The organism is Paenibacillus sp. QJM3NY_38 (assembly GCF_056173265.1).
On sequence record NZ_CM149665.1, the window covers coordinates 6053259 to 6078571 of the forward strand.

At 50.8% G+C, this 25313-nt stretch carries 23 protein-coding genes and 1 other annotated feature; of the genes, 7 read left to right on the plus strand and 16 right to left on the minus strand.

Annotated elements, in window-relative coordinates; genetic code table 11:
• Positions 1-131: 131 nt before the first annotated feature.
• The 3 genes from AC0VZ8_RS28020 to AC0VZ8_RS28030 are packed head-to-tail and all read right to left on the minus strand — an operon-like array spanning position 132 to position 4851.
• The gene (locus tag AC0VZ8_RS28020; protein WP_475485133.1) at positions 132-2744 is read right to left on the minus strand and encodes a metallophosphoesterase; all 2613 of its coding nucleotides are present in this window, start codon (positions 2742-2744) and stop codon (positions 132-134) included.
• Positions 2745-2748: 4 nt separating this feature from the next.
• The gene (locus tag AC0VZ8_RS28025; RefSeq protein WP_475485134.1) at positions 2749-4014 is read right to left on the minus strand and encodes a methyltransferase domain-containing protein; all 1266 of its coding nucleotides are present in this window, start codon (positions 4012-4014) and stop codon (positions 2749-2751) included.
• Positions 4015-4032: 18 nt separating this feature from the next.
• Positions 4033-4851, minus strand: a complete 819-nt coding sequence (locus AC0VZ8_RS28030; protein ID WP_475485135.1) for a nucleotidyltransferase domain-containing protein — start codon at positions 4849-4851, stop codon at positions 4033-4035.
• Between the two features lie 203 nt (positions 4852-5054).
• On the opposite strand from AC0VZ8_RS28030, the gene AC0VZ8_RS28035 reads away from it, so the two are divergent.
• Positions 5055-6386, plus strand: coding sequence for a helix-turn-helix transcriptional regulator (locus AC0VZ8_RS28035; protein WP_475485136.1), 1332 nt, complete (start codon positions 5055-5057; stop codon positions 6384-6386).
• Positions 6355-7170, plus strand: a complete 816-nt coding sequence (locus tag AC0VZ8_RS28040; protein ID WP_475485137.1) for a WYL domain-containing protein — start codon at positions 6355-6357, stop codon at positions 7168-7170. Before AC0VZ8_RS28035 ends, AC0VZ8_RS28040 begins: the two co-directional genes overlap by 32 nt.
• Positions 7171-7335: 165 nt before the next feature.
• Here the strand turns inward: AC0VZ8_RS28040 and tatC are convergent, their stop codons facing one another.
• The 5 genes from tatC to AC0VZ8_RS28065 all read right to left on the minus strand — a co-directional run bounded on the left by tatC (position 7336) and on the right by AC0VZ8_RS28065 (position 10317).
• Positions 7336-8115, minus strand: coding sequence for a twin-arginine translocase subunit TatC (gene tatC / locus AC0VZ8_RS28045; protein ID WP_071222528.1), 780 nt, complete (start codon positions 8113-8115; stop codon positions 7336-7338).
• A gap of 78 nt (positions 8116-8193) precedes the next feature.
• Complete coding sequence (locus AC0VZ8_RS28050) at positions 8194-8430, minus strand: twin-arginine translocase TatA/TatE family subunit (protein WP_071222526.1); 237 nt, start codon at positions 8428-8430, stop codon at positions 8194-8196.
• Between the two features lie 218 nt (positions 8431-8648).
• Positions 8649-9140 carry a MogA/MoaB family molybdenum cofactor biosynthesis protein gene (locus AC0VZ8_RS28055; RefSeq protein WP_071222524.1) on the minus strand — a complete coding sequence of 164 codons (492 nt, stop codon included), beginning with the start codon at positions 9138-9140 and terminating at the stop codon, positions 8649-8651.
• 49 nt (positions 9141-9189) lie between these two features.
• Complete coding sequence (gene moaC / locus AC0VZ8_RS28060) at positions 9190-9666, minus strand: cyclic pyranopterin monophosphate synthase MoaC (RefSeq protein WP_071222520.1); 477 nt, start codon at positions 9664-9666, stop codon at positions 9190-9192.
• A 3-nt stretch (positions 9667-9669) separates the two neighbouring features.
• Positions 9670-10317, minus strand: coding sequence for a 5-formyltetrahydrofolate cyclo-ligase (locus tag AC0VZ8_RS28065; RefSeq protein WP_475485138.1), 648 nt, complete (start codon positions 10315-10317; stop codon positions 9670-9672).
• Positions 10318-11218: 901 nt separating this feature from the next.
• Between AC0VZ8_RS28065 and AC0VZ8_RS28070 the strand changes: the two genes are divergently transcribed.
• Positions 11219-13171 carry an ABC-F family ATP-binding cassette domain-containing protein gene (locus AC0VZ8_RS28070; protein ID WP_071222518.1) on the plus strand — a complete coding sequence of 651 codons (1953 nt, stop codon included), beginning with the start codon at positions 11219-11221 and terminating at the stop codon, positions 13169-13171.
• Between the two features lie 478 nt (positions 13172-13649).
• On the opposite strand, the gene AC0VZ8_RS28075 is transcribed toward AC0VZ8_RS28070, so the two are convergent.
• The 5 genes from AC0VZ8_RS28075 to tsaE all read right to left on the minus strand — a co-directional run bounded on the left by AC0VZ8_RS28075 (position 13650) and on the right by tsaE (position 19023).
• On the minus strand, positions 13650-15173 hold the full coding sequence (locus tag AC0VZ8_RS28075; protein WP_071222516.1) for a 2-isopropylmalate synthase: 1524 nt from the start codon (positions 15171-15173) through the stop codon (positions 13650-13652).
• A 153-nt stretch (positions 15174-15326) separates the two neighbouring features.
• Positions 15327-15664, minus strand: a binding site (T-box leader).
• Positions 15665-16184: 520 nt separating this feature from the next.
• On the minus strand, positions 16185-17234 hold the full coding sequence (tsaD, locus tag AC0VZ8_RS28080) for a tRNA (adenosine(37)-N6)-threonylcarbamoyltransferase complex transferase subunit TsaD (RefSeq protein WP_071222512.1): 1050 nt from the start codon (positions 17232-17234) through the stop codon (positions 16185-16187).
• Complete coding sequence (gene rimI, locus AC0VZ8_RS28085; RefSeq protein WP_071222510.1) at positions 17231-17755, minus strand: ribosomal protein S18-alanine N-acetyltransferase; 525 nt, start codon at positions 17753-17755, stop codon at positions 17231-17233. The genes tsaD and rimI overlap by 4 nt, the downstream gene beginning before the upstream one ends.
• A 19-nt stretch (positions 17756-17774) precedes the next feature.
• Positions 17775-18566: a tRNA (adenosine(37)-N6)-threonylcarbamoyltransferase complex dimerization subunit type 1 TsaB gene (gene tsaB / locus AC0VZ8_RS28090; RefSeq protein ID WP_071222509.1), complete on the minus strand. Its 792-nt coding sequence runs from the start codon at positions 18564-18566 to the stop codon at positions 17775-17777.
• The gene (tsaE, locus tag AC0VZ8_RS28095) at positions 18553-19023 is read right to left on the minus strand and encodes a tRNA (adenosine(37)-N6)-threonylcarbamoyltransferase complex ATPase subunit type 1 TsaE (RefSeq protein ID WP_475487779.1); all 471 of its coding nucleotides are present in this window, start codon (positions 19021-19023) and stop codon (positions 18553-18555) included. The genes tsaB and tsaE overlap by 14 nt, the downstream gene beginning before the upstream one ends.
• A 251-nt stretch (positions 19024-19274) precedes the next feature.
• On the opposite strand from tsaE, the gene AC0VZ8_RS28100 reads away from it, so the two are divergent.
• A complete protein-coding gene (locus AC0VZ8_RS28100) occupies positions 19275-20456 on the plus strand; it encodes an epoxide hydrolase family protein (protein ID WP_475485139.1) in 1182 nt (393 codons plus the stop codon).
• Positions 20457-20573: 117 nt separating this feature from the next.
• Here the strand turns inward: AC0VZ8_RS28100 and AC0VZ8_RS28105 are convergent, their stop codons facing one another.
• Entirely contained in the window at positions 20574-20756 is a 183-nt protein-coding gene (locus tag AC0VZ8_RS28105) for an H-type small acid-soluble spore protein (RefSeq protein WP_071222503.1), read from the minus strand.
• A gap of 4 nt (positions 20757-20760) precedes the next feature.
• Entirely contained in the window at positions 20761-21048 is a 288-nt protein-coding gene (locus tag AC0VZ8_RS28110; protein WP_162487646.1) for a hypothetical protein, read from the minus strand.
• Between the two features lie 208 nt (positions 21049-21256).
• Between AC0VZ8_RS28110 and ku the strand changes: the two genes are divergently transcribed.
• From ku to ligD, 3 genes are read left to right on the plus strand one after another with little or no spacing between them, the layout of a single operon-like run.
• Complete coding sequence (gene ku / locus AC0VZ8_RS28115; RefSeq protein ID WP_071222501.1) at positions 21257-22186, plus strand: non-homologous end joining protein Ku; 930 nt, start codon at positions 21257-21259, stop codon at positions 22184-22186.
• 14 nt (positions 22187-22200) lie between these two features.
• Positions 22201-23097 carry an ATP-dependent DNA ligase gene (locus AC0VZ8_RS28120; protein WP_475485140.1) on the plus strand — a complete coding sequence of 299 codons (897 nt, stop codon included), beginning with the start codon at positions 22201-22203 and terminating at the stop codon, positions 23095-23097.
• 5 nt (positions 23098-23102) lie between these two features.
• Entirely contained in the window at positions 23103-24020 is a 918-nt protein-coding gene (ligD, locus tag AC0VZ8_RS28125; protein WP_260067935.1) for a non-homologous end-joining DNA ligase, read from the plus strand.
• Here ligD and AC0VZ8_RS28130 read toward each other — a convergent pair.
• Positions 24003-25097: an SPL family radical SAM protein gene (locus AC0VZ8_RS28130; RefSeq protein WP_260067936.1), complete on the minus strand. Its 1095-nt coding sequence runs from the start codon at positions 25095-25097 to the stop codon at positions 24003-24005. The two genes, ligD and AC0VZ8_RS28130, sit on opposite strands and share 18 nt — an antisense overlap.
• Between the last annotated feature and the right edge of the window lie 216 nt (positions 25098-25313).

Genomic DNA, 25313 nt, shown 5'->3' on the forward strand with positions numbered 1-25313 from the left:
CTGTACGGCTGGAACTATTGATCCAGTCATCATTCTACGAAAATAAAACAGCCCGAAATCAGGGCCTTCCCTTGGGAAGGGTCCCTCTTTCAGACTGTTTAACGTTCAGCGAAATATCCATCCCCTTCGGATTAAAGCCTAGGGTCGATTTCTTTTTCTTTCTCCATCTCGAACAGCAGCTGCATCGCAACCTCTTGGTAATCCCCGTGGCTCGGGGAAATCTCGTCATACTTTACCCCAAGCAGGCGCTTTCCAAGCTGATGCTCGGCGATCGAAGTGCGGAGCTTCTTGTGTGTGTTTTTTTGTTTCAACAGCTTCGCGTATTTGTGCGGAAACCGGTAATCGTAACCGTAAATGATCGAGAGGTATTCGGGATTTCGCACCTTCAGGTAAGGGGCAGCGTTCTCCCGCTCCTCTTCCGGTTTGATCACAACGCCTTCCATTCGGTTCCGGGTCGTCAACGTGGAGAAGAACGCCTCCGCCTGTTCATAGCTCTCCCGCTCGCGCAAATCCAGAACCAGAATCTTGTCGTCATTCAGGAAACGGAACATGGCCGAGGTATTGATATCAGGCGTGACTTCTTCTCCGGTATCCCGAATTTGTTTCAGAATGGCGAACGGCTTGTAGTCCAATTCCGCGTCCCCCGCATAAAGTTCGAGCTGCTTCTTGTACATGCGATAAGCTTCCTCATGCTTCTCGAGCGGCACATAAGCTTTCCGAACATCCCGTATATATTTATACGATTGATAGCTGCTCGAGCCGTGCTTCTCTATAAGCGCGGATTTGGATAGTCGAAACTGTTCATGCTCAAAGCCGCTTGCGTCATAGGCTGTGAGCAGCTGAGCGTAAGCCTCTTCAAAACCCGTCTCTTTCAGAAACCTTGTTTCCGACTCAAGCGCAGCCGCAATCGGTTGAAACTGCCTGTCGATCAGGCCTTTCCCGAGTGCCTTCCATGGCAGCAGCTCCCCATCCAAAAGCATCATCTCGATGCCTTCGGTCTGCATATGAGGCGAGAATCTCTCCAGCAGCCGTTCGTACACCGAAGATAAATCAATCCCGCTGATTCGGTAACCGTTACGGCTGGCGGCATAACAGCGCTCCAGGTCCCGGAACAGATAGATGCTGCATCTGGAGCCCATGTATTTAGGCTGGAGCACCACATGTTCAATCCCTTGGTCCTTGTAATAATCGAGTCCTCTTGCAAGGGACTCCAGTTCTCCAGTAGCCAAATCCTTATCCGCCGGCGACATCGTTCCGGAAATAAAATTGATTTTATGCTCCGCGCAATACAACAATCTTCGCTGGGCTTCGCGGTCTAAATCCCGGAGATCGATGCTGCTGCGCTCTGATCTGGCAAACAAATCCGGTAATTGTTCATGAAGGAACGCAGGATCTTGTTCCCTAAACGGCGACTTAAAGCTGCGATAGACCGGTTTTTGGCCGATTTGAACGGCCGTCAGCATATGCCCGTGCACGCTTCCCGTATCGATATGAATTTTGTTCTTGATCCGAAACGGTCTCACCGCGGCGACATGACCGAACACATGGTAAGGATGATTGCTGACCGCTTCTTCGCTTAAGAATAGAAGCTGCTGCTCTGTCGTGACTTCCGGGTTGCTCCGATCCAGACGGAAGGAACGCTGATGGCGCAGGGAATTCGAGTCGAGTTTGCCGACATATTTATTCCGGCAAGGAGCATGGGTTACGTAATAGGAAGGTCCGTGCTGACCCACATATCGATAAAATGGCTTAGCCCGGCCTACAAGTTCATCGAAGCGCTGGCGCAGCGCTTCATCTTGGCCTAACGTTTCCGTAGAATCAAAGTAGGAACGAAGCAGCTCCGGCTCGGCCCCCTTGATCTCTCCCTTCAGGTACTTATAAACGAAGTTCTCATGATTCCCCATAACGAAAAGGAAATGCTCCATATTGTCGTAGAGGAAATCGATCATGGCCCGGGTTTGCTTCCCTTTGTCGATCCAATCCCCGGCCAGAATGATCCGGGTGTTTCGCAGTTTCTCCGGAACGGATAACTTTCCGTCGATCGTCCCGTAACCATAACTCCTCAAAAGCCCCTGAAGCGCGTCTACACGCTCGTGCACGTCTCCGATCACAATGTATTCCATATCCTGGGTCAGAATCGAGGACAGATACTCCTCTTTATTGTCCACAATCACTTCGTAAGCGGGTTTCGCCAACCCCTCCTTGTCAAGGAAATCCTTCGTACGCACTTTATGAATGGCATCGTATCCTTCCCGTGCGAGGACGGGGAGCACCTCCTTTTTCAAGCGGCTAATATGCGTGGATATCAGCTTCTTGGAGCGATCGGAGGCGTAATAATCCTCCCGTTTCCGGTAATCAAACAGAATGGCTTCCACACGGTAGTTGTTCTCATGCGCGATTTCAAGAACCTTGCTCCGGAAATCATCGGCCAATGCCGTTGTATCCACTACAACAAAGTCAGCCTGAATCGGAAAAGAAGTTGTCAATCTAAGCCGCTCAAATAATAACTGAAACGCATGCGAGCTCGCCTCCAGCATCACCTGATCGTATTTATCATAATCATAACCGAGCAGCTCCTGACGAATGGCGTCCGATGATAGGTACTGGACATTGCTCCTGTAGTTGCGCTCGGGGTATTCCCACTGCAAGGATGGAATCAGGATTTCCTTCGCAAACGTCGTTTTTCCGCACTCCGTCGGACCGACCAGCATAAAAATCGTGTGCATTTTGGTATGCAATTCCATAGCCTTACTCCCCCTTCCTCGTAACAATCATTCCCTGCGTTGTATGCATGCCGTCCACACTGTCACCGATCATCACATACTCATATTGAACGCCCAGATTCTGCAGGATTTCGTCACACCACGATCTAAACTTCTCCTGCCCCATTTCCCACTTATGATCATCATGCCTGAAACCATCGAGCTCATAATACGGGTTGAAATCGGCATTGGGCGTCGTAAGGATCAGCTTCTCGAACCGGATCTCCTGCACGACTTGACGGATGAGGTCCGCCGCTTCCGCTTCCGGCATATGCTCGATCACTTCGGTCAAAATAACGTCTACGGACTCATTGTCATACCCCTCAAGAAAGTGAGCGATCGACGGAAAGGTCACCAGATTGTCCAGCCCCTTCGCTTCCGCTTTACGCTCTACCACTTCCAGCAAAGCTTCATTAATATCTACCGCATAATAGGTTTCCTCTATTTTCCCGGCAAAAGAAAGGGCGTAAAAGCCTTCACCGCAGCCGATATCCAATATCGGCTTGTTGAATGGCAGCATTTGAGCGATGTAACTTCTGCGCTGCATAGCCGTGTTTCCATATGCAAAATTGATGCTGTATCTAGGCGTAAACTCAAGCTCCTGCTTGAACTGCTTGAATCGATCCCGATTATTCAGAAAATTGCGCACGAACAGACTTCGTATGTAATAGGGGGCATCGATGACATTCAGACTGCGCATGTGCTTTTCAAGCACTTTATCCGAGGTATCGAGATACTCGCTCCCGAACATTGCCAGGAACAGGCATAGCACATTGACCGTATGCAGCAGATGGTACAGGCTCTTCCCGGTGGTTATGGTGAGGGCATAGCTTTTATGGGCCTCGTGCCGAAGCGAGAACAAGTATTCCTCAAGATGTTTTTGGAAAAATTCAATATAACGCGTCTTCTCTATATGAATGAGATTGATGTAAAAAACATGCTCGTGTCCCTCCGTGTCCCGTTCATCGTGCTTTTTGAAGGGAGCTGCAAAAAACTCATTAATGGCAGCCAGCGGAAACAAAGGTGTGTTATAACGGGACACGTTCAAATACTCGAAGCTCTCCCCTTGGTGCTGTTTGAAGGATATCTCGTTATCCGCATCCTTGAAGTAGACGTTAAACGCAGCTGACTCGGAATACCATCCGTATGCCGTTCCTTGCCTCACGCTCCGAAGCTGCATGCCGGAGTTCGGGTTCTTCTTCATGAGAAACGAAAACTGCGGATTCGTTGATGTAACCTGTATAATTGCCAAAATGACTCTCTCCTTTCGTCAAACCGTGAATGACTGCGGTCCGCCGGTTCCCCATGCTTCAACCAGCGCATTCCGAAACAAAGCATCCAGCCTTTGATCCAGATCCGTATCTTGATGCTTCTTATCCTTGGCTAGCAGCTCATATTCGTTCAATTTCTCTTCAATGAATGCATGTATGTTAGGAAGCCTCGGTTCAACATTCATCTCTTCACCTGAACGTTTGCGGAGAAGCAATTGATCAATCTCCTGTTTCAGCGCACTTCCCTGATCTAATAGGCGATTCGTAAGCAGCTCGAATTCCATGGGAGGCATCTCGTTGTAGGTTTGAATCCAGCCGCATGCCAGGATCGGACGCAGGACATAGAAATATTTTTTGATCTTAACGTCTCCCCCTTGCAAATACATCCGGTAATTGCCTTTAGCCATGTTCAGGTAGTGGTGCATGCAAGATTTAGGCGAGAACGCAAGCGGAGATATGCTGCGGATTTGCTGGGCGATGCCAAGCGTCTCCTTATACTTGATGGGGGACTCCAGCCATTCGAGCAGGGGCGGATTCGACTTGCGAAAAAGCCCCAGCGCTTTTTTCAAATCCCAACCGCTCATATCCAGCCTGTCACTGATCGGCCGCTCAATCACATCTCGCTTGTCGAAGATCGATAAATACCACTCCACGGGTCTGATATAGATAAACCTTACGTCATAATCGCTGTCTGTCGACGGAAAACCCCAGGCCCTGCTGCCTGATTCGCAGGCATACAGGATAAGGACGCCTTCCTCCCGCTCAATTCGCTCAAGTTCTTGCTGAATCGTCGAATTCATTTCCTGCGATATATTCATATCTGGTATCTCTCCTTCTGTAGCTGCCGTCTGATTTCCGATAACCTTATTGTCCTCCACACGTTCCAATTTCAACAGGGCGAAAGTATGGCGATAACAAAAAGATGTTATAATTTCCATCCTTTATGCAGTTCCCTTTCCTTGCTACAATAGTTACAGACAGCATCACGTACGATCTAATATATGACTTGAAGGAGGGCGCCATGGCTCGGGAAAGCTTCGATAAAGAAATCCAGTTCCTTCGCATTCTGGCGCTGGCCGGAGGAGCATACAACCGGCAACAACTGGCCGATCGACTCGGTATTTCGGTACATACCTATGACAAAACGCTTCGAAATTTAAAAAATAGGATTGAATCGCTTCAGCCGCAGCTCTCGGAAGAACAAAGTCTCACCCTCTCCGAAGGCCTGCGCTATTCATACTATGAAACCGCAGATCCGCTCCTGCTGCTGTTGTTCCGCGGCAAGTCGCTTAAGGCATCGGAAAGCTTGAGGCTGTCCACGATCCTCACCCAGCTGCAGCATCAGCAGTTAACCGCCAAAGAACTAATCGACCTATGCGGCGATCACTTGCCTGACGGGGAGTCTCTGCCGGATGAGAAGACGATCCGCGGAGATCTCAGATACCTGGAGGAAGTCGGAGTCATCGTGAAGACAGGCACAGACCGGCCTTACCGATACAGGGGCGCCCGTGATTTGATCGATTCGTTGTCGGATGACGAGCTGCTTGATCTCTACGACTATGTGGACGTCATGTCGAATACGCAGCTCCCGTCCGTGCAGGGTTATATGCTCAGGGATAACTTAAAGCGGGCTTTGCGGAAGCGTGATATCGCTGCGCACTCAACCGCTGCTTATATTTATAAATATCATTATCCTTCACGCATATTGGACGAAGCGCATCTGCATACCATTTTTCAAGCCATTACCAAAAGAGCAAGAATCCGTTTCCTGTACTTATCACCCAAAAGCACTTCACGCTATGCTTCCCAAAATACGAATCCGCTGTTCCACAGGGAGTCCAAAGGGCTTCGGGAAACGGTGCTGCCGCTGCGCGTGATATATGACCATCAATACGGCCGTTGGTATCTGATCGGTTATAACGGCAGACAAGGTCTCATGAAGTTTCGTATGGAGGGATTGACTCAGATCGAAGAAGGCGATGTGGTTGAGGAAGAAGTCTTCCAGCAGCGCCTGGAGGAGGTGCTGGCCGAATTCGAGAATAGTTGGGTTACCGATACCCGTAATCCCACCAAGGTCGTGGCCAGATTTTTTAACCCGGCGGACAGCAAAGTGAATTTCGTGCTGAACCGGGTTAAGGCGCAAGGGCAATGGGGGACCGTTACGATAGAATCCGACGATTCATTCCTATATGAAATCGAAGTGAACGGCACCAGCGAAATCAAGCCCTGGCTCCGGAGCTTCGGCTCCAGCTGCGAGGTGCTCAAGCCCCGCTCCCTTCGCATGGAGTTCATCAAGGAATGGAAGGAGATTGCCGCTTATTATGAGCCAGAATCCATTCGAGAAAATTTTTAATTATCAGATTATGACGCGGCTTGAGGAAACCGACTCGATTGCCATAACCGCTCAAGAACGGGGATGGCTCAAAATGATGCTGGTGCACCCTGAGGCAGCTAACGCCTTTACGCCTGAAACCTTAAAGCGTCTCGAAGAAATCCTCCACATGGAGCATAGCGGTGCCGAGATGAAGGAGATTATCCTGGAGAAGGCCAAGAGACAGGAACGAAGTGTATATCACCCGCATCTTCGCATCTTGCGAAGAATGATCATGCAGGATCAGGGCTTTCGCTTAAGCTATCGAACGAAGCTCGGAGAAACGCGCAGCAATCAGTCCGGTTTCCCGTTCAAATTAGAGTATTCCATGATCAAACGGGAATGGATGCTGATCTGGTACAGCAAAAGCCGAAGAGGACTCATGTACACAAAGCTCGATCATATTCTATATATCCAAGGGACATCACTTCCGCCTTTTCGAATCGATCGCATCAAGGAACGGCTGCAGAATCTGATGGAGAATCGCGAGAAGCAAGCCCTTATTGAAATCCATCGGCGATACAATGGGGAATTGTCACGGATCCTGTACGCTTTCTCCTGTTTTGACAAGACCGTCCATTATGATGAAGATTCCGACACCTACCGCATTAAAGTCTGCTATTTGAAGGATGAGTGCGACTTTCTGCTCTCCCGTATTCGCTTTCTCGGACTGCGGGTGAAAGTCGTGAAAGGTAGCACGCTGCAGGCCAGAATGCAGGAAACCGCAGCGATGGCGCTGGCGAGATATGCTCAAGAGGAAAGTTAGGACGATATGAATAGATCCCTTTGAGACCTGGGCGAATGCACTTATGAAATTGATTACTAACCATTCTATCCTTGAACCAAAAAACAACCCGCAAACCATACTCCCGTGGAGTGGGTTCATGCGGGTTGTTCTTATTCTATACGATCCTATTTTGCAAAAAAAACGTCACTGTCCATCCTCTTCATCTACCCGTATGTACCGGCTGTCCCGTTCCATATCCGCCTCTAACTGCTTGCGGTAGATCACGGAGGACAGAAACACGCTGAATTCGTACAGCAGCAGCAGTGGAATCGTGACCAGGAAATCCGATATGAAGTCCGGCGGCGTAATGACAACCGCGATGAATACGAGCGCGAAATACGCGAGTTTGCGCATTTTTCGAAGCCGCAGCGGATTCAGAATGCGAATTTTCGTTAAGAACATCACCACAAGTGGCAGTTCAAACAGCAAGGCCAGCGGCAATACGAGATTGAACATAAAATTCAAGTAATTGGTAATTCCGTAGGTTTCCTGAAGCCCCATGCTCTGGGTAATCGTTGTCGTGAATGACAGCGTCATCGGAAACACGACGTAATATCCGAACGTGATCCCTACAATGAACAGAAGAAACGCATAAGGTACATAACGAATGGCCGCTTTCTGCTCTTCTTTGCGAAGTCCCGGCTTGACGAACGCCCACAGCTGATAGAAGATCAGCGGAACGGAAATGACAAGCGAGAAAATGGCAGCGATTTTCATATAGATCCCGATACCATCCCAGAAGGAGAAGGCGTGCAGTTCAAAGTTCTTGGCTTCTTCAGCCGCCGTCAAATAATGATAGATCGGGTCCGCAACAAAAAGCCCGCCGATCAAACCCGCTACGAATACCACGAGCACAATAATAATTCGTTTGCGGAGCTCGCCCAAATGCTCAACAAGCGCCATATCTTTCACTTGCTCCGACAAGTTAACCACCACCCTGTATGTGACCCTGACAAAACAAAATCCCTCCCGAAGGAAGGGACTTCAAGCCTTGCTTTATTTCTATTCCGGAAGACGCTTGTCTTCAACCTTGGTTGGCTCAGCGACAACGGCTTGTTGGGGAGCCTCTTCTTTCTTCTTCGCCGGTGCATCGTCAGCAATAATCTCCCGCGCACCGTCCTTAAACTCACGGAATGTTCTTCCGACCGCACGTCCAAGTTCAGGAAGCTTGTTCGGTCCGAACAAGAGCAGCGCCAAAATAACGAGCAAAATAATACCCGGCACTCCAATTCCACTCATATCTATTCTCCTCCTCGTCCTGCTCAATGCCTTTAAAAGGACTTCAGGATGATCTAAATCCGTCATGCCTTGCACTACAACAGGTGTTAACTAATGACCATAATCCGACTACAGCAGTTGAAACAAGCTCATATACCGCCATCATACCATAATGTAAATCACATATACAGTCTAGAAACGTGACAGATTATTTACATAATTATCTAATAAGATGTCCCTTAGAGCTGCTCCCGATACTGGCCCGTTACCATTAGCAGTGCCTCCGGAAGCTGATCCATAACCGCCGCCAAATTCTCGTGCACACCTTTGGGCGAACCCGGGAGATTGACAATCAAGGTACGGCCGCGGACGCCGCATACGCCCCGAAACAGCATCGCGCTCCGATTCTTCTGCATGACGGTAGCGCGCATCGCTTCCGCAATGCCCGGCACTTCGCGTTCGATGACCCGCTTGGTCGCCTCTGGCGTAACATCCCGGACCGCCAGCTCTGTTCCACCAGTCGTGAGGACAAGGTCCACTTGATAATAATCCGTAAGTTCGATCAATGCCGCAATAATTTCATCCGGCTCGTCCGGTACGATCCGATATTCAATAATTTCTCCGCTCAGCTCTTCCTCCACCAATTCCCGGATCACTTGAGCGCTCGTATCCTCGCGTTCCCCCCGCGAACCTTTGTCGCTCGCCGTCAGGATCGCCGTTTTCCACACCATCTGCCCTCTCTCCTTCCCACTCGTCCGAATCTCCTATCTCTATGCAATCCTATGTTGTTTCTTGTATGTAATCCCCGCTCTTCCCTCCGGTTTTGCTTACCAGGTAGGTCGGGCCGATGACCATGTCTTTTTGCAAGGCTTTGCACATGTCATAGACCGTCAGCGCAGCGGCGGAAGCTGCTGTCAAAGCTTCCATTTCAACACCGGTTTTGCCTGTGGTCTTCACAGTCGTTTCTATATATAACTCATCTCTAGCATTATCGCTGAACTCCACATTCACGCCGGTCAACGGCAGCGGATGACACATGGGAATCCAGTTTGACGTGTTTTTGGCAGCCATGATAGCCGCAACCTGCGCTACGGCAAGCACATCTCCCTTGCCGATCTTCCCTTCCTGGATGCGAATCAGCGTATCCGGGTGCATACGAACCGTAGTCTTCGCTACCGCTGTCCGGGCGGTTACATCTTTATCACTGACATCCACCATGCGTGCTCTGCCTTGGCCGTTAAAATGACTCAATTCCATCTCTTATCCCTCCGCTGCAGGTCTGGCTGTTTCCGAATGTCCTAGTTCCGTAACCAAACCGTCCAATACCCGATCATGTTCTTCCATAGGGACATGCTCCAAGACTTGAACCTCGTAGCCAATTCCCATCCACAAAGGTTCACCGATCTGAGCGTTGTCTTGTGCTCCCTGAATAAGCCTGTCCGAGAGCCGGTCATAATAACCGCCTCCGTATCCAAGTCTTCCGCCATTCCTGTCAAACGCAAGCCCGGGCACCCAGATGATATCAGGTCCGGGATGATTCCATTTCTGCGACCGCAACGGATCTGGCTCTGGAATACCGTAAGCTCCGGGAATCAGCTCATTCCATGCCTGAAGCTTATACAATTCCATCGAACGGTCTTGGGGCAGACTTCGGGGAACGATAACCTGAATCCCCTGCTTCCACGCCCATTCAACCAGCGGCCGGGAATCCAGTTCGGAGCGAAAGGGGACATAAACCATCATGCTCTGAAATTGAAACCGATTCATGACCTCTGAAGCAAACTTGCAGGCTTGCTTCGAACGCTTCGAACGCTCTTGCCCGGATAACTCATCCCTGCGTAATGTCATCACTTTGCGCAGGGCTTTCTTTGCGGATACCCGCTTCAATTCTTCCTCAGGGTTCAACACGTGATCTTTCCTCTCACGCTTATAATTAATTTTAGTTTACCACTGTTCCTTCCTTTAGCCAAGAATGCCGGAAGTCGCCAATCATGGTCGATTGTTCGGCCATTTTCATGTACACTTACTTTAAGATATCAGAACGTATACACTTCAAGGCATGACCACACTGAGAATGTACGTCGGTAAACGTTTTTCTTAAGAGATAAGAATGTATTTACATCAGAAGCACCCTCCTTATCTCGCAAGAAAAACTTCCCCTATAAGCGGTCTGTCTTCTGAGAATGTACGTCGGTAAACGTTTTTCTTAAGAGATAAGAATGTATATACATCAGTAGCTACCTTCCTTATCTCGCAAGAAAAACTTCCGCTATATGCGGTCTATCTACTAGGAATGTACGTCGGGAAACGTTTTTCTTAAGAGATAAGAATGTATTTACATCAGAAGCACCCTCCTTATCTCGCAAGAAAAACTTTCCCTATAAGCGGTCTGTCTTCTGAGAATGTACGTCGGGAAACGTTTTTCTTAAGAGATAAGATTGTTTATACATCAGAGGCTACCCTCCTTATCTCGCAAGAAAAACTTCCGCTATACGCGGTCTGTCTTCTGAGAATGTACGTCGGGAAACGTTTTTCTTAAGAGATAAGAATGTATATACATCAGTAGCTACCTTCCTTATCTCGCAAGAAAAACTTCCGCTATATGCGGTCTATCTACTAGGAATGTACGTCGGTAAACGTTTTTCTTAAGAGATAAGATTGTTTATACATCAGAGGCTACCTCCTTATCTCGCAAGAAAAACTTCCGCTATACGCGGTCTGTCTTCTGAGAATGTACGTCGGTAAACGTTTTTCTTATAATGAAGAATTAATGGTACAAACATATAGAATGATGGAGGTTTCACATAACATGCTGCTGCAAGCCAATGGCATTACGAAATTATACGGAGTTACGCCCGTCCTTGACGGGATCAATCTGCAGGTGCTTGAACGCGAAAGAATCGGTCTTGTCGGAGTCAATGGAGCCGGGAAATCGACCCTGCTCAAAATTTTGGCAGGCGAGATGTCTTATGATGGCGGACAAATCTTCAAGGCAAAGGAAACCACCGTTGGTTATCTTGCCCAGAACAGCGGGCTTCAGTCCGATTCGTCGATATGGAACGAGATGCTGGATGTCTTCGCTCCCCTTTTGGAGATGGAGCGCGAGCTGCGTCAGATGGAGGAACAAATTGCCGACCCGAAGTTGAGCGAGGATCCGAAGAAATATCAGGAGCTTCTGGATCGTTATGCGATCCGTTCGGACTGGTTCAAGGATCAGGGCGGTTATGAGATCGAAACACGTATCCGCAGCGTCCTTCACGGCATGGGATTTGGCAGTTTTTCGCCGGACACCTCCATTGCCACATTAAGCGGCGGGCAGAAGACAAGGCTGGCCCTTGCAAAAATATTGCTGCAGGCACCTGATCTGCTCATGCTGGATGAACCGACGAACCATCTGGATATCGCGACCCTCACCTGGCTGGAGGATTATCTGCGCGGCTATTCCGGTTCATTGCTGGTCGTTTCCCACGACCGCTATTTCCTGGATCGTCTTGTAACGACTATCGTTGAGATCGAACGCCGTCATTCCAAAAAATATACGGGCAACTACAGCCGGTATATTGAGCTGAAGGCAGCGGAATACGAATCCCAACTAAAGCAATACGAGAAGCAGCAGGATGAGATTTCCCGGATGGAAACCTTCATTCAGCGGAATCTGGTCCGGGCCTCTACGACCAAGCGCGCACAGAGCCGTCGCAAAGCGCTGGATAAAATGGAACGGCTGGACAAACCGCTGGGAGATCTGAAGAAAGCACACTTTTCTTTTGAAGCCGAGTATATGTCAGGTAAGGATGTGCTTCATGTGCGGGATCTGGCGCTTGCGTTCGAGCAGGACAAGCCATTGTTCCGTCAGGTTTCCTTTGATCTCAGCCGCGGGGAAACCGTAGCTTTAATCGGACCCAACGGGGTGGGCAAATCGACGCTCCTGAAATGCCTGATCGGTACTATGAAGCCAACAGCCGGATCGCTGCAATGGGGTACAAAAGTCAAGATCGGCTATTACGATCAAGAGCAATCCGAGCTGAATCCAAGCAATACGGTTCTGGAAGAGCTATGGGGCACCTATCCGCATATGGAGGAAGCCCGCATCCGCACCGTTCTGGGCAACTTCCTCTTCAGCGGCGAAGATGTGCTCAAGAAGATCAGTTCCTTAAGCGGCGGGGAAAAGGCACGCGTATCGCTTGCCAAGCTGATGCTCCTGGAAGCCAACATGCTCATCTTGGATGAGCCGACAAACCATCTGGACTTATTTGCAAAAGAGGTTCTTGAATCAGCACTCATGGATTACGAAGGCACTTTATTGTTCATATCCCATGACCGTTACTTCCTTAACAAAATGGCCGAGCGCATCATCGAGCTTCATCCGGACGGCATTCAACATTTCCTGGGTAATTATGACGACTATACGGAGAAAAAGCAGGAAATTCTCGATATGAATGACGAACCTTCCGAGCCGTTTGCTCGTCACACCCTGAAACAGGAAGGAAAAGCCGAAACTGCCATCGAGAAACAGGGAGCCGTTTCCTTTGAAGCCGAGAAACAAGCCAAACGGGAGGAACGGAACCGTCAGCGCAAGCTCGCAAGTCTGGAAGAGCAAATCCATGCTTTGGAATCGGACATAACCGAGTTAGAGGCCGAGATGACCCTGCCGGAGATCTATCAGGATTATATGGCACTCCAAGAACGCCAGCAGTCGTTAGAGGAGAAAAAGAGTCAGCTTGAGCAAATTTTTGCCGAATGGGAGTCATTGCTGGAAGATTAAAAAAAAGTTCACAAAAGTGTTTCAAATGGAGTTTTGCATTTATACACAAACTTATCCCCAAGAATGGTGCATAAGTTTACCATGAAAATGGCCGAAACGGCCATTTTTTTGTTGTTATACGCGCACTCCTGGTCCTATATCCAGCTTTATCCACTAAGTTATTCACATTATCCACAGTTTCCACCGGAAAATTTGAAAATCCTGTCCCCTCTTTTCAGCGTCTTGCAAAAGACCGATTTATCGACATTTTTCTCGCTTATGCACATTTTTTGGCGAATATGTGGATAACGTTGTTCACAACTTGACAGGGTTATATGTCTTATATATTGGACTTCTATATAGACTTATCTATTGTTATCGGCAAGTTTTATCGAGCTTGATTATGAAAAAGCGACCCTCCTCCATCCGGTTCGGAAGGTCGCTTATGCCATCAATCATAGAAGCGTTAGACGCTAAGGTTCCCTATTGAGCTTTTCGTCTAGACCGACATCAACGCCGAGTTGCATGCAGCAACGTATGCCAGGCCCGCCGCCATAACGATATCCTGATGCACAGCCGTTCCTCGGAAGATCTTGCCCGCCTTCTCAACCGTGACCGCCGCTTCGGCATGCGCGTCTTCGCCGCTGCTTAACGAGTGGAGCTCCAGATCTCCAAAGCGGATATCGCTGCTAATTCCTTGGCTGATTGCCGAGATAACGGCTTGCACCGGACCTTGCGCCACGCTGGAGTAGGTGGCTTCCGTTTGCTCGCTCAGATGACGCAGCGTGACGGCCGCGACCCGGCTGCTGCCCGTTCCCGAGATGACCTGTGCCTCGGCTAGCTCATATACTTGGGCTGGTTTGCCCAAAGTACTGCTCACCATTTGCAGCAGCTGATCATCGCTGACCACCTTCTGACGATCAGCCGTCTCCTTGAAGGTATCGTACAAGGACTCCATCTCGTCTCCATCAAGCTGAACACCGTACCGGGCAAGACGATCCTTCAGCGCATGACGACCGGAATGCTTGCCCAGCACAATCATGCTCCGCGGAATCCCCAGCTTCTCCGGATCCATAATCTCGTAGGTGCTTCGATCCTTCAGCAGACCGTCCTGGTGGATGCCGGACTCATGCTGGAAGGCGTTCCTGCCGACTACAGGTTTATTAAAAGCGATCGGAAAATGCATCGCGCCACTAACGAGACGAGATACTTCATACAGCTTCTCGGCCGTAATGCCCGTCTCTGCCCGCAGCATGTCACCCCGGGTAGATAGAGCCATGACCAGCTCCTCCAGTGCGCAGTTGCCTGTACGCTCGCCTACCCCATTCACGGTAACCTCGATTTGGCTGGCGCCATTCTCAATCGCGGCCAGGCTGTTGGCCACAGCCAAACCAAGATCATTGTGGCAGTGGGCGCTATAGGCGACCGTCTTTCCGCCACGAGCGCCTTCCCGCACACGTCGGAACATCTCGCCGTATTCATTCGGAAGCGCATATCCCACCGTATCGGGCAGATTGATTATCGTTGCACCCTCTTCAATGACGGCCTCCACCATCTCAATCAAGTCGTCAATACCGGTACGCGAGGCATCCATCGCCGTAAATTCCACCACGTCGCTGAACTGCTTCGCATAAGCTGTCATCTCACGTGCCCTTGCCACTACATCCGGACGACTCATGCGCAGCTGGTGGCGAAGATGGATGTCGGAAGACGAAATAAACAGATGGATTCGCCTTCTGGCCGCATCCTGGGTGGCCTTGACGGCAGCATCAATATCCCCTTTAACGGCCCGCGCGAATCCGCATATCTCGACCTGCTGCAGCTGTCTCGAGATGGCCTGCACAGCGGCAAACTCCCCGGGACTGGACACCGGAAATCCGGGTTCCATCACATCAACGCCCAGCTCAGCCAGCTTTCCGGCCAGCGCAATTTTCTGTTCTGGCTGCAGGCTTGCTCCCGGGGCCTGTTCCCCGTCCCGCAACGTTGTATCGAATATTTGGATGGTTCTCATGGATTCACTCATTTTGCATACTCCTCCTTGGTATTGGTATAACCCGATTTCCTACGGGAACATTGTTTAATCTGTTCCATATGTTCGCTTTACGTCCGCACGTCGACTTGCGTCCGCATCCCACCCTGCTGCTGCCGGCAGCAAAAAAGCCCGCCATCTCTTCATATAAGAGACGACGGGCTTAGACCCTCCGTGGTACCACTCTAATTGACGCGCCTAAGTTCGCAGCTGTTCTTCCGCGACATATACACGTCCACTCATGTCCATCTCCTCATACCGGCCGGTCATGAAGAGAATGGACGTCCTGATGACGGAGGAAACTCCGTAAGAGAGTACAGCTGCATTCAGGGTCGTTGGGCTGACTAACTCCATCAACCGATGCTTGCTGCTGTTCCCCTCTTCCGCTCCCGGGCGAGATTCGAAGGTTGCTGCCGCTGCGTTACACCAAACTCGCAGCTCTCTGTAGACGGCTCCCTTTTACTGCTCCCGTTCATTGCGTTTATTCGATATGTTGTTATGCTGACTATCATATCCTTCGGATCACTATATCCGGAGATTCCGCTTTTATCTGCGGATTGGAAGTGAAGCTCTTTATCAGATTGATTCGTATTTAGCTGTCCAAGCATGCAAAAAAGCCTGCCATCTCTTAATCAAGAGACGACAGGCTATCCTATCGCGGTACCACTCTTGTTGACTCTAAGCTCCCGGGAACATCCTGCTGTCTCCCGGACCTAAAGCCCCCTCAGATCGCCAAATCACAAATGATCTGTGCGCAGCCATTCTCACGGAGGCCATTCCGTAGCAAGGTCAAACTCCGCAATTCAATCCGTGCCTGACCGGCACTTCGCTGCGCAAGGTTCCCCAGCTCCGCTCCCAGGTGAGTTCAGGTCCCTCTCGTCTGCGTTGCACCGTCCCGCAGCTCTCTTCATCCAAGGTTCACCTTACTGGTCCTGTTCTTCGCGTTTCAACATTCTGGAATTTGATCAAGATTATACGTCCTATACAAAGACGTGTCAAGCGTCTCTAGTTTGACGGCTCCGCCCATAGCTCCAGCGACATTTGCGGGTCGGCTTTCATATCGAGCGGCGTAAAGCTCTCCTGCTTCCATTTCAGATGCGCCGCGGCAGCAATCATCGCTCCGTTATCGGTACAATACTGAAATGGCGGGATCGTCAGCAATATCCCTTCCTGCTCGCAGCGTTCAGCCAAGGCTTTACGGAGTCCGCGATTGGCGGCAACGCCGCCGCACAGCAGCAGCTGCTTGGCATCATATGCTCTGACCGCACGAACCGCCTTTTCCACGAGCACTTCGACCACGGATTCCTGGAAACCCCGGGCTATCGCTTCCGTCCGGACTTCCTCACCACGCATTTTGCTCTGATTGACGACATTTAATACAGCCGATTTCAGACCACTGAAACTGAAGTCGTAGGAATCCGGCTCCAGCCATACGCGGGGAAGCTCTACGACCTCCTCAGCCTCCAATGCCATTCGGTCGACATGCGGACCCCCGGGATACGGGAAGCCAAGCGCCCTCGCCACCTTGTCGTACGCTTCGCCAACCGCATCATCCCGCGTCCTGCCGATCAACTCAAAGCTGCCTTCGTCTTTCATGTAGACCAGCTCGGTGTGACCGCCGGAAACAACCAGCGCCATGCAAGGGTAAGCGATATCGCCCACAAAACGATTGGCATAGATATGACCCGCAATATGATGTGTTCCAATCAGCGGCTTGCCAAGCGCAAACGCCAGGCTTTTAGCAGCCATAACGCCAACGAGAAGCGCTCCAACCAGGCCAGGACCCTGCGTTACGGCGATCGCCGACAAATCCTTCATTTCAATGCCGGCCTCAGCTACGGCTTGTTCAATAATGAGCGTGATACTCTCCACATGCTTGCGGGAAGCCACCTCGGGCACCACCCCGCCAAAAGCTTTATGCGTCTCAATCTGGCTGGCAATGACACTGGACAAAACCTCGCAGCCATCCTTTACAACGGCAACCGAGGTTTCATCGCAGCTCGTTTCTATCGCCAATATGCAGCTGTGCTGCCGGTCTACTCTTTCTTCATTCATGATAGCCTTTGACTTCCTTCCTCGCCATCGTCCTCCCGATAAGGGGGCAGATCTGCCCACATGATGAGTGCGTCTTCCTGATTATCGGAATAATACCCCTTCCGGACACCGGCTGGTTTAAACCCTTTTTTGATATATAAGTGCTGGGCCACGTGATTGGATACCCGGACTTCCAGCGTCATTTTCTCCATTCCCATATAGGCAGCCGTCTTCATCAATTCCGTAAGCAGACGATCGCCCCACTTGCGTCCGCGGTACTGCTCCAGCAGCGCAATATTTGTAACGTGCGCTTCATCCACGATCGTCCACATGCCTGCATATCCTACCGTTTTGCCTTCGTACTCCATAATCATATAACGTGCAAAATGATTCAGTTTCAGCTCATTGTGAAAAGCTTCCTCGGTCCAGGGCACGGTGAACGCTTCGCGCTCCACCACGAGAACCTCCGGAATATCCTCCAGGGTCATCAACCGAAAGGACAAACCGTCTTCACCATCTACCGGCTTCTTCTGCTGATCCATGACGAATCCTACGCTCCCTTCACCGCTTACGCAGCAGGTTCGCTTCCGCTTCGGAAAGCTGTGTATAATTGGGTACCAGCGTATGCACATCATCCGTTTCACCGGCGAGCAGCCTCGCTGCGCCCAAGTACCCCATCCAGCGGCCTTCGAGCGAGTACGGATGAATATGCAGCCGTTCTCCGAACCCCGGCTCAAGCCTGCGGGCGGTTTCGGCATGGAGTTCCACTTCCCCAATAAACCAAAGGCAGACCGGGCGTTCCTCTTCAGGCAGCTTGCTGATGCGTTCCTTAATGGCTTCCACCCAGGATTGCATCAGGCGAATACCGTCTGCCTCCAGACGTATCGGCGCACTCTCCTGACTCTCTGAATCGGCAGCGAATAATGCCGTGTACACCTGCCCCCGTCTTGCATCCAGCAGCGGAATGATCCAGTGGACTCCCGCCTTTGGCTCGGCTTCGTTCCATCCTGACTTCAGGCCCCCCCATGCAAGGGCATGCAGGCTGGATACCCCGACAAGCGGGATGCGATTAGCCCATGCCAATGTTTTGGCAGCCGTTACCGCAATCCGGATCCCTGTATAAGATCCCGGCCCTACTCCCACGGCAATGCCGTCCATCTGGTCCATGCCGAGGCCTGCTTCAGCAAGCGCCTGTGCCATCACCGGATGCAGATGCACCGAGTGATTGCGGTCTGCATTCGTGTTCACTTCCGACAGCAGCTTGTCCTGCTCCATCACGGATACCGCCAGCGATGCCGTAGACGTATCCAGCGCCAAAAACCGCTGCTGCGGCTTCGTGTCATTGTTGTTCATTCCAGCTACCCCATTTTTCATTCAAATCCCGGCACCACTCACTATAGGGCTCGCCCTGGCTTGAAAGTGTGATGGTCCGGTGCGTTTCGCCTGTTGTTTCAAGCTGGATATGCAGATACCGCTCAGGCAACAGCTCAGTGACCAGGCTGCTCCACTCCACGAGACAAACCCCTTCGCCAAAAAAATACTCATCCAGCCCGAGCTCATCCGCTTCATCGATCGACAAACGGTACACATCCATATGGTAGAGCGGCAAACGCCCCTCATATTCTTTAATAATCGTAAATGTCGGGCTATTCACAACCCCGTTCACACCAAGGTGCTGTGCAAATTGTTTGGAGAATGCCGTTTTTCCTGCTCCAAGATCCCCGTCCAGTCCGATGACAGTCCCTGGCTCCGCTCTAGCGGCCAGCCAAGCAGCAAGCTGCTCCGTCTCCTCCAGACTGCTTGAAATCATTCGAAACTGGCCCTCCGTACGGCCAATGCTCACTGATAACCCACCCTTTACTTAGTTTGCCCATATCTCAAAATACTTGATCTTCATTATATCGGTCCTCCCAACCCGCTGCAAGAACATGAGTTTCGCCTTCATAACTCAATTGACAAAAGAAACGCCAAACCAGGTTTCAAACACTGACACTATGTAGTCAATCATCAGACATTATAGTGAAACCATAACGATGATAAAAAGATTTGAGGAGGATTATAATGAACCCCACGAATGTATCGAATACAGCCCCATTTTCTGAAGAAACCATACTTCCATTTCGCATTCAAATTCCAGAGTCAGACCTGCTTGACCTTAAGGAACGTTTGACCCGCACTCGCTGGCCTGATGACCTGGAGGATAATCACTGGGAATATGGCACGCCGCTGTCTTACCTGAAAAAGTTATCAACCTATTGGAAGGATGTTTACGATTGGCGTAAATATGAAGCCATGTTGAATGAATTCCCTCAATATACGACCATCATCGATGGGCAAAACATTCACTTCCTGCATGTTCGCTCCCCTGAGCCTGAAGCACTTCCTCTAATCATAACCCATGGCTGGCCCGGATCGATTGTAGAGTTCACGCGTATGGTGGAACCGCTCACCAATCCCGGCAAGTACGGTGGGAATTCGTCCGATGCATTTCATCTCGTAATCCCGTCCCTCCCGGGCTTCGGCTTCTCCGGGCATACAACCGAACGCGGATGGAACATCGAGCGTGTCGCTAAAGCGTGGGATGAATTAATGCGCCGCCTAGGCTATGAACGATATGGAGCACAGGGGGGAGATACCGGGAGCATGGTTTCAACGGAACTTGGCCGGATCGCTGCAGAGCGAATCGTTGGCGTACATTGTAACGGTCTGTCTGTGTTTCCAACCGGAGATCCGGCTGAAAGCGAGAACCTTACAGCTGTAGAGAAACTTCGCTATGATGAATTAGCCGGTGGTGGATTTGAAGGGTCCGGATATGCCATCCTTCAGGCGACCAGACCCCAGACGCTTTCCTACGGCTTAACGGATTCCCCTGTTGGGCAGCTTGCATGGATAGTAGAGAAGTTTAAGGAGTGGACCGATCCAACGGCCGATCTTCCCGAGGATGCGGTAGACCTTGAGCTCCTTCTTACGAATGTCTCGATCTATTGGCTGTCAGCAACGGCAGGCTCCTCCGCAAGAATTTATAAAGAAAGCTCGAACAATTGGGGAGCACCGGCACCATATTCCTCGGTACCTACCGGTGTGGCAGTCTTTCCCAACGATCTCTCCATTCGCAGTATGGTCAAGCAGCAGTACAATGTCGTCCATTGGTCAGAGTTCGACCGCGGCGGCCATTTTGCCGCATTGGAAGCTCCTGATCTGCTGACTGAAGATATCCGGTTATTTTTCAGAGAGATTCGTTAACGGCAGGGTCAACACAAACACACCTTATCCGGGTTCCAACTTACGGAGTCCCGAGTAAGGTGTATTTTTTCGTGTTTATTAAACAGTTTCCCGGAATTCTAGAGGCCCTGCAATAAGCTATTCGCCTTCTTTTAGCCGGTCTACGTCTACAGTCAGCGTATTGGTCGGACGGGAGCCGACCTGGACGGTGGCCATTCCGTTCTGCTGATCCACATGCTCGATCCACACGGACTCCCCTTCCAGGTTGACCTTGTAGATATCCTTGGAGTTGAAAATCTCTACGGCGCGCTGTATCTCCATACGTTTAATCCTCCTTCTCCCTATTTCTTGGCGATTCGTCCACGATGTCCATCGTATCGGTTGTGGAAGGGCCGATCAGCCCATTATCTATGGTGACATTGCCTCCGCCAAGGCCTTCGTTGATCATCCGGTCAATATCGAACATCGTAGATTCCCGAGAGATCTCGCTCTCCTCCGAGGTCAGGCTGTTCCAATCCACCATGTCCCCGTTCACCGATTCTGCAGCGGAATGATCCGAGGCCCTGTCCTTCTGTATCTCTTCCGACGTGTGGGTTTCTCTAGGCTCCGTCATGACGAAAATTACCTCCTTATACAGGCAGCGTTCAACGTCAATATGCCACAAACAGGTTCTAATTATGCAATCCTGAGCTATAACTCATACTAGAGTCTTTTTTTGGGCACACTGATAGAGGTAGTACAAAAAAGTCATAGTAGTCGTTATTACGTATACTACACGGTCATACCCAAACATATTAGAATTTGATAGGAGGTTTCATAGAATGCATACGGTATGGAAGGGCGCGATCAGCTTTGGTCTGGTGCACGTCCCTGTCAAGATGTTCTCGGCCACGGAAGATAAGGATATTTCGATGCGGTACATTCACAAGGAGTGCGGCAGCCCGCTCTCTTACATCCGCAAATGTCCGGTATGTGAAGAGGAAGTGGCCTGGGAGGAAATTACGAAGGGATACGAGTATGAGAAGGGGAAATTCGTGCTGTTCGAAAAAGAGGAATTGGAGCAGCTGGCGGAACAGAACAGCAAAAATATAACGATTCTGGACTTTGTGGATCTGACCGAAATTGACCCGATTTATTTTCAAAAGACGTACTACCTCTCGCCGGATCAAGCAGGCGCAAACGCATATCGGCTCCTGCTGGAAGCGATGAAGCAGTCCGGCAAAATCGGCATCGCCAAAATCGCCATTCGCTCGAAGAGCAGTCTGGCGGCGATCCGGGTGCTCGATGAATGCTTGTCGATTGAGACGATTTTCTACCCGGATGAGATCCGGCCAATCTCCCAGGTCCCGAATTTGCCTGAAAGAACCGAGGTCAACTCCAAGGAACTCGATATGGCCAAATTGCTGATTGACCAGTTGTCGACTCCCTTTGATCCTGAGAAATACACGGATGATTATCGCGAACGTCTGCTGGATCTGATCAACAGTAAAGTATCCGGTGAAGAAATCAAAATTGCCCCTGCTCGTCAGGAGACCAACGTTGTCGATCTGATGGCTGCCCTCCAGGCAAGCATCGAGGCTGTAAAGCCGATCGGAACGGATCCGGGCACCAAACCGAAGCCGCGTAAAACGACCCGGAAGACGGCAGCCAAAGAACCTGCTGCCAAGGTCAGCGGCGGAGAAGGCGAGCTTGACGCACCGAAGCCGAAGCGCCGAACAACCAAATCCAAGAAATCCGACTCCACATCCTAATCCGTATGGGACAAATGCAGAATCTGCTGCCCAAAGAGCCGATGGCACCGATCTCGACGGATCAAATCACGACGGGCGAGGATTGGGGTTATCAACTGAAATGGGATGGTGTGCGCATACTCGCCGGACTTGACCAAAACCGCGTATCGCTATATTCCCGCAAGCTGCTCGATAAAACGTCGCTGTATCCCGAAGTCGTTCAGGCATTATCGGGCTTGCATGAACGGCGTCTTCTTTTGGATGGTGAGGTTGTCTATTTTCATCCAGAGCTGGGTCGTCCCGTGTTTCAGAAGGTACTTCAGCGGGAGCGATCGCGTGCGATCAGCACGAACGCTCCTCTGTTTACTTATGTTCTCTTCGATATTCTGGTGGACGGCGACCAAGACTTGCGTAAGCTGCCCTATCTTGAACGTCATCACCGCCTGAAGGAGATTGTTTCCGACACGCCGGGCCTGCTGATCGCAGATCTGTTTCTTGAAGGCGAGCATTTATGGAATTGGGCCGAAGCACGGGGATGGGAGGGCATTGTAATGAAGCGCCTTTCCTCTCCTTATCGTGAAGGCAAGAAACACCGGGATTGGTACAAGAAAAAGATTGCCGTGAACATGACAGCCACCGCCGTCGCCATGATCATCAGGGAAGGCCGTGTGGCCAGCCTTGTCATTGCCGATGACGATGGCAATTACATCGGCCGTGCTTCCCTGGGACTGAATGAGCAGACGAAGAAGAGGCTGCTGCAATATGCCGAAATGCATCGTGCTGACGCGGTATGGAGTATGCTCCATACCGACCTGAAGAAGGAACAGCTGGCCTGGCTTAGCCAGCCGCTTTCAGTTCAGGTCACATTTCTCGAGTGGAGTCAGGATGGCATGATGCGCCATCCCAAACTCGTATCGATTGAGGGGGTGTAAACCATATGGCTCGTACCGTCAAAGGCACCCTGACGATCGAGGGACAGGAGATTCAAATTACGAATCCAGACAAACCGCTTTGGCCGGAAGTCGGCATTACCAAAGCGATGTATCTGCAAAAGCTTGCGGCCATCTCCCCGTTCCTGCTCCGGTACTGCCGAGGCAGGCTGCTCACGACCATCCGGTATCCGCACGGAGCCGAAGGCGAATCCTTCTATCAGAAAAATGCGCCGGAGCCGCTGCCTCCTTTTGTTCAGACCTATGTGCACGAAAATATTAACTACGTGCTGCTCAACGGACTGCCGGAGCTGCTCTGGCTGGGGAACCTGGCTGCGCTTGAGTTTCACCCTTCACTGCACCTCGCAGGCAGCAATCTGCCCTGCGAATGGATGATTGATCTGGATCCAACGCTGCCGGAGGAGCCGCGCATCATGGAGGCGACTGCCATTGTGGGGGACGTACTGAGCTCGTTGGGTCTGTCCTCCGTCCCGAAAACATCAGGTGCTACCGGGGTCCAGATCATCGTTCCCATTCAGGAAGGCATTACGTTCGATGAACTTCGAACGGTCGGCCAATTCGTGGGGCAATATGTAACCGAGAAATTCCCCAAGCTGTTCACCATTGAACGGCTGAAGAAGAATCGCGGCGATAAAATCTACTTCGATTATCTTCAGCATTACAGCGGAAGGACACTCGCCGCTCCTTATACCCCGCGGGCCCGGCGGCTGGGGACCGTCTCTACGCCGCTCACTTGGGACGAGGTCCGTCAGGACGTTTCTCCCACGGAGTTTCATCTGCTGAACATCGAGGAACGATTAAGAGAGAAGGGGGACCTGCTGCAGACCCTGCCTCCTCAACCGATAGAGAACGTCATCCGACATCTGAAGCCACAAGGAAAGGCAGCGTCAAAAAGGAAAGGATAGCTGCTCAACATCCGGCATAAGCTCCTCCCCGGAGACCGGTGCGGCCGGTTGCGGCAGCTTCCTTGGCTTCACAGAAACAGCAGCCAAATCTTGCGCTGAACGAAGATGATCGCGAGCGCCTTCCACCTGCGCCCCGTCCTCTTGAGAAGTCCCGCTTCCGATCGTCCCGGACTGGCTCACGCCAGCAGCAGATGCCCCCGGGGTCAGTCCATTCAGTTCACATTCGTTCAGCAGCCTGGCTGCCATCGACTTGAAGGAGCGTACGTAATGCTCTTCGGCATATGCGCCCTGCGCATATAACTCACGGTAAGGCTGAACCACTTCAGGAAACTGGTGTTTCAGTGTTTCGATATACCATTTCTTCACATCGCGTGAGAGTCTCAGCAGCGAGATCATGGCAAAGGAAACGCCCCTTACCTTCGCCTGCGACAAGAGCTCCCTCAGCTCCGATTCCTTATCCGTCAAAAAGGGCAGCACAGGCGCCACAAACAAACCCGTTCTTATGCCTGCAGCCGATAATCGGTGGATCGTATCGAGCCTGCCCTCCGGATGAGGCGATGCCGGCTCCAGCTTCCGGATGATGTCCCCATTCAGCGTGTTGAGGCTCATGTTGACAGATACATTCTCCATCCGGGACAATATGTCCATATCCCTGAGCACGAGCGGAGATCGCGTTGTAATGCTCGTGGAAATGCGGTATTTAGCTAGCAGCTTCAGGCACTCCCGCGTAATGCCCTCCTTGCTCTCGATCGGCTGATACGGATCGGTTGCCGTACCGATCGTAACCTGTCCTATTGATCTTTGCATCGCTTCAATATCATGATCAAACTTCTTCGCTGCACTCGATAACTGCTTCTCCAGCGCTTCCGCTGCATTCGACTTCATAAAGATATGATGCTGAAACTCATCCTCCGCCCCCATGCCGATGAAGGATTGGAAAGCGCGAGCATAACAAAAGCTGCAGCCATGCCCGCACCCGCGGTACGGATTGATGGACCAATCGAAGGGCATCCTCTCTTCCTTCACTCTGTTTAAAGTCTGTTTGGTGGTTATACGTTCATAATGCGTACGAGCCATTCCTCTTCCTCCCCTCTGATCCTGTATTACTATCTTGAATTATTTCATATTTTAACAAACATATGTTCTTATTATAAGTGGATTTTACTGGATTTACAAACCAACCTTCAGTGCACCACATGATAATCGGTTGAACTCCGTCCATTTAAGCTTTATAATCATTAAATATCATGTGATATGTATCACCTGTTTTACATATAAATTAGCTAAGGAGTT

What these genes read in the sequence shown, in the direction of transcription:
- AC0VZ8_RS28020 (WP_475485133.1), bottom strand. Translation starts at nt 2,744, where the DNA reads ATGGAATTGCATACCAAAATGCACACGATTTTTATGCTGGTCGGTCCG.
- AC0VZ8_RS28030 (WP_475485135.1), bottom strand. Translation starts at nt 4,851, where the DNA reads ATGAATATATCGCAGGAAATGAATTCGACGATTCAGCAAGAACTTGAG.
- AC0VZ8_RS28035 (WP_475485136.1), top strand. Translation starts at nt 5,055, where the DNA reads ATGGCTCGGGAAAGCTTCGATAAAGAAATCCAGTTCCTTCGCATTCTG.
- AC0VZ8_RS28040 (WP_475485137.1), top strand. Translation starts at nt 6,355, where the DNA reads ATGAGCCAGAATCCATTCGAGAAAATTTTTAATTATCAGATTATGACG.
- AC0VZ8_RS28050 (WP_071222526.1), bottom strand. Translation starts at nt 8,430, where the DNA reads ATGAGTGGAATTGGAGTGCCGGGTATTATTTTGCTCGTTATTTTGGCG.
- AC0VZ8_RS28055 (WP_071222524.1), bottom strand. Translation starts at nt 9,140, where the DNA reads ATGGTGTGGAAAACGGCGATCCTGACGGCGAGCGACAAAGGTTCGCGG.
- moaC (WP_071222520.1), bottom strand. Translation starts at nt 9,666, where the DNA reads ATGGAATTGAGTCATTTTAACGGCCAAGGCAGAGCACGCATGGTGGAT.
- AC0VZ8_RS28070 (WP_071222518.1), top strand. Translation starts at nt 11,219, where the DNA reads ATGCTGCTGCAAGCCAATGGCATTACGAAATTATACGGAGTTACGCCC.
- AC0VZ8_RS28075 (WP_071222516.1), bottom strand. Translation starts at nt 15,173, where the DNA reads ATGAGTGAATCCATGAGAACCATCCAAATATTCGATACAACGTTGCGG.
- tsaD (WP_071222512.1), bottom strand. Translation starts at nt 17,234, where the DNA reads ATGAATGAAGAAAGAGTAGACCGGCAGCACAGCTGCATATTGGCGATA.
- rimI (WP_071222510.1), bottom strand. Translation starts at nt 17,755, where the DNA reads ATGGATCAGCAGAAGAAGCCGGTAGATGGTGAAGACGGTTTGTCCTTT.
- tsaB (WP_071222509.1), bottom strand. Translation starts at nt 18,566, where the DNA reads ATGAACAACAATGACACGAAGCCGCAGCAGCGGTTTTTGGCGCTGGAT.
- tsaE (WP_475487779.1), bottom strand. Translation starts at nt 19,023, where the DNA reads ATGATTTCAAGCAGTCTGGAGGAGACGGAGCAGCTTGCTGCTTGGCTG.
- AC0VZ8_RS28100 (WP_475485139.1), top strand. Translation starts at nt 19,275, where the DNA reads ATGAACCCCACGAATGTATCGAATACAGCCCCATTTTCTGAAGAAACC.
- AC0VZ8_RS28105 (WP_071222503.1), bottom strand. Translation starts at nt 20,756, where the DNA reads ATGGAGATACAGCGCGCCGTAGAGATTTTCAACTCCAAGGATATCTAC.
- AC0VZ8_RS28110 (WP_162487646.1), bottom strand. Translation starts at nt 21,048, where the DNA reads ATGACGGAGCCTAGAGAAACCCACACGTCGGAAGAGATACAGAAGGAC.
- ku (WP_071222501.1), top strand. Translation starts at nt 21,257, where the DNA reads ATGCATACGGTATGGAAGGGCGCGATCAGCTTTGGTCTGGTGCACGTC.
- AC0VZ8_RS28120 (WP_475485140.1), top strand. Translation starts at nt 22,201, where the DNA reads ATGCAGAATCTGCTGCCCAAAGAGCCGATGGCACCGATCTCGACGGAT.
- ligD (WP_260067935.1), top strand. Translation starts at nt 23,103, where the DNA reads ATGGCTCGTACCGTCAAAGGCACCCTGACGATCGAGGGACAGGAGATT.
- AC0VZ8_RS28130 (WP_260067936.1), bottom strand. Translation starts at nt 25,097, where the DNA reads ATGGCTCGTACGCATTATGAACGTATAACCACCAAACAGACTTTAAAC.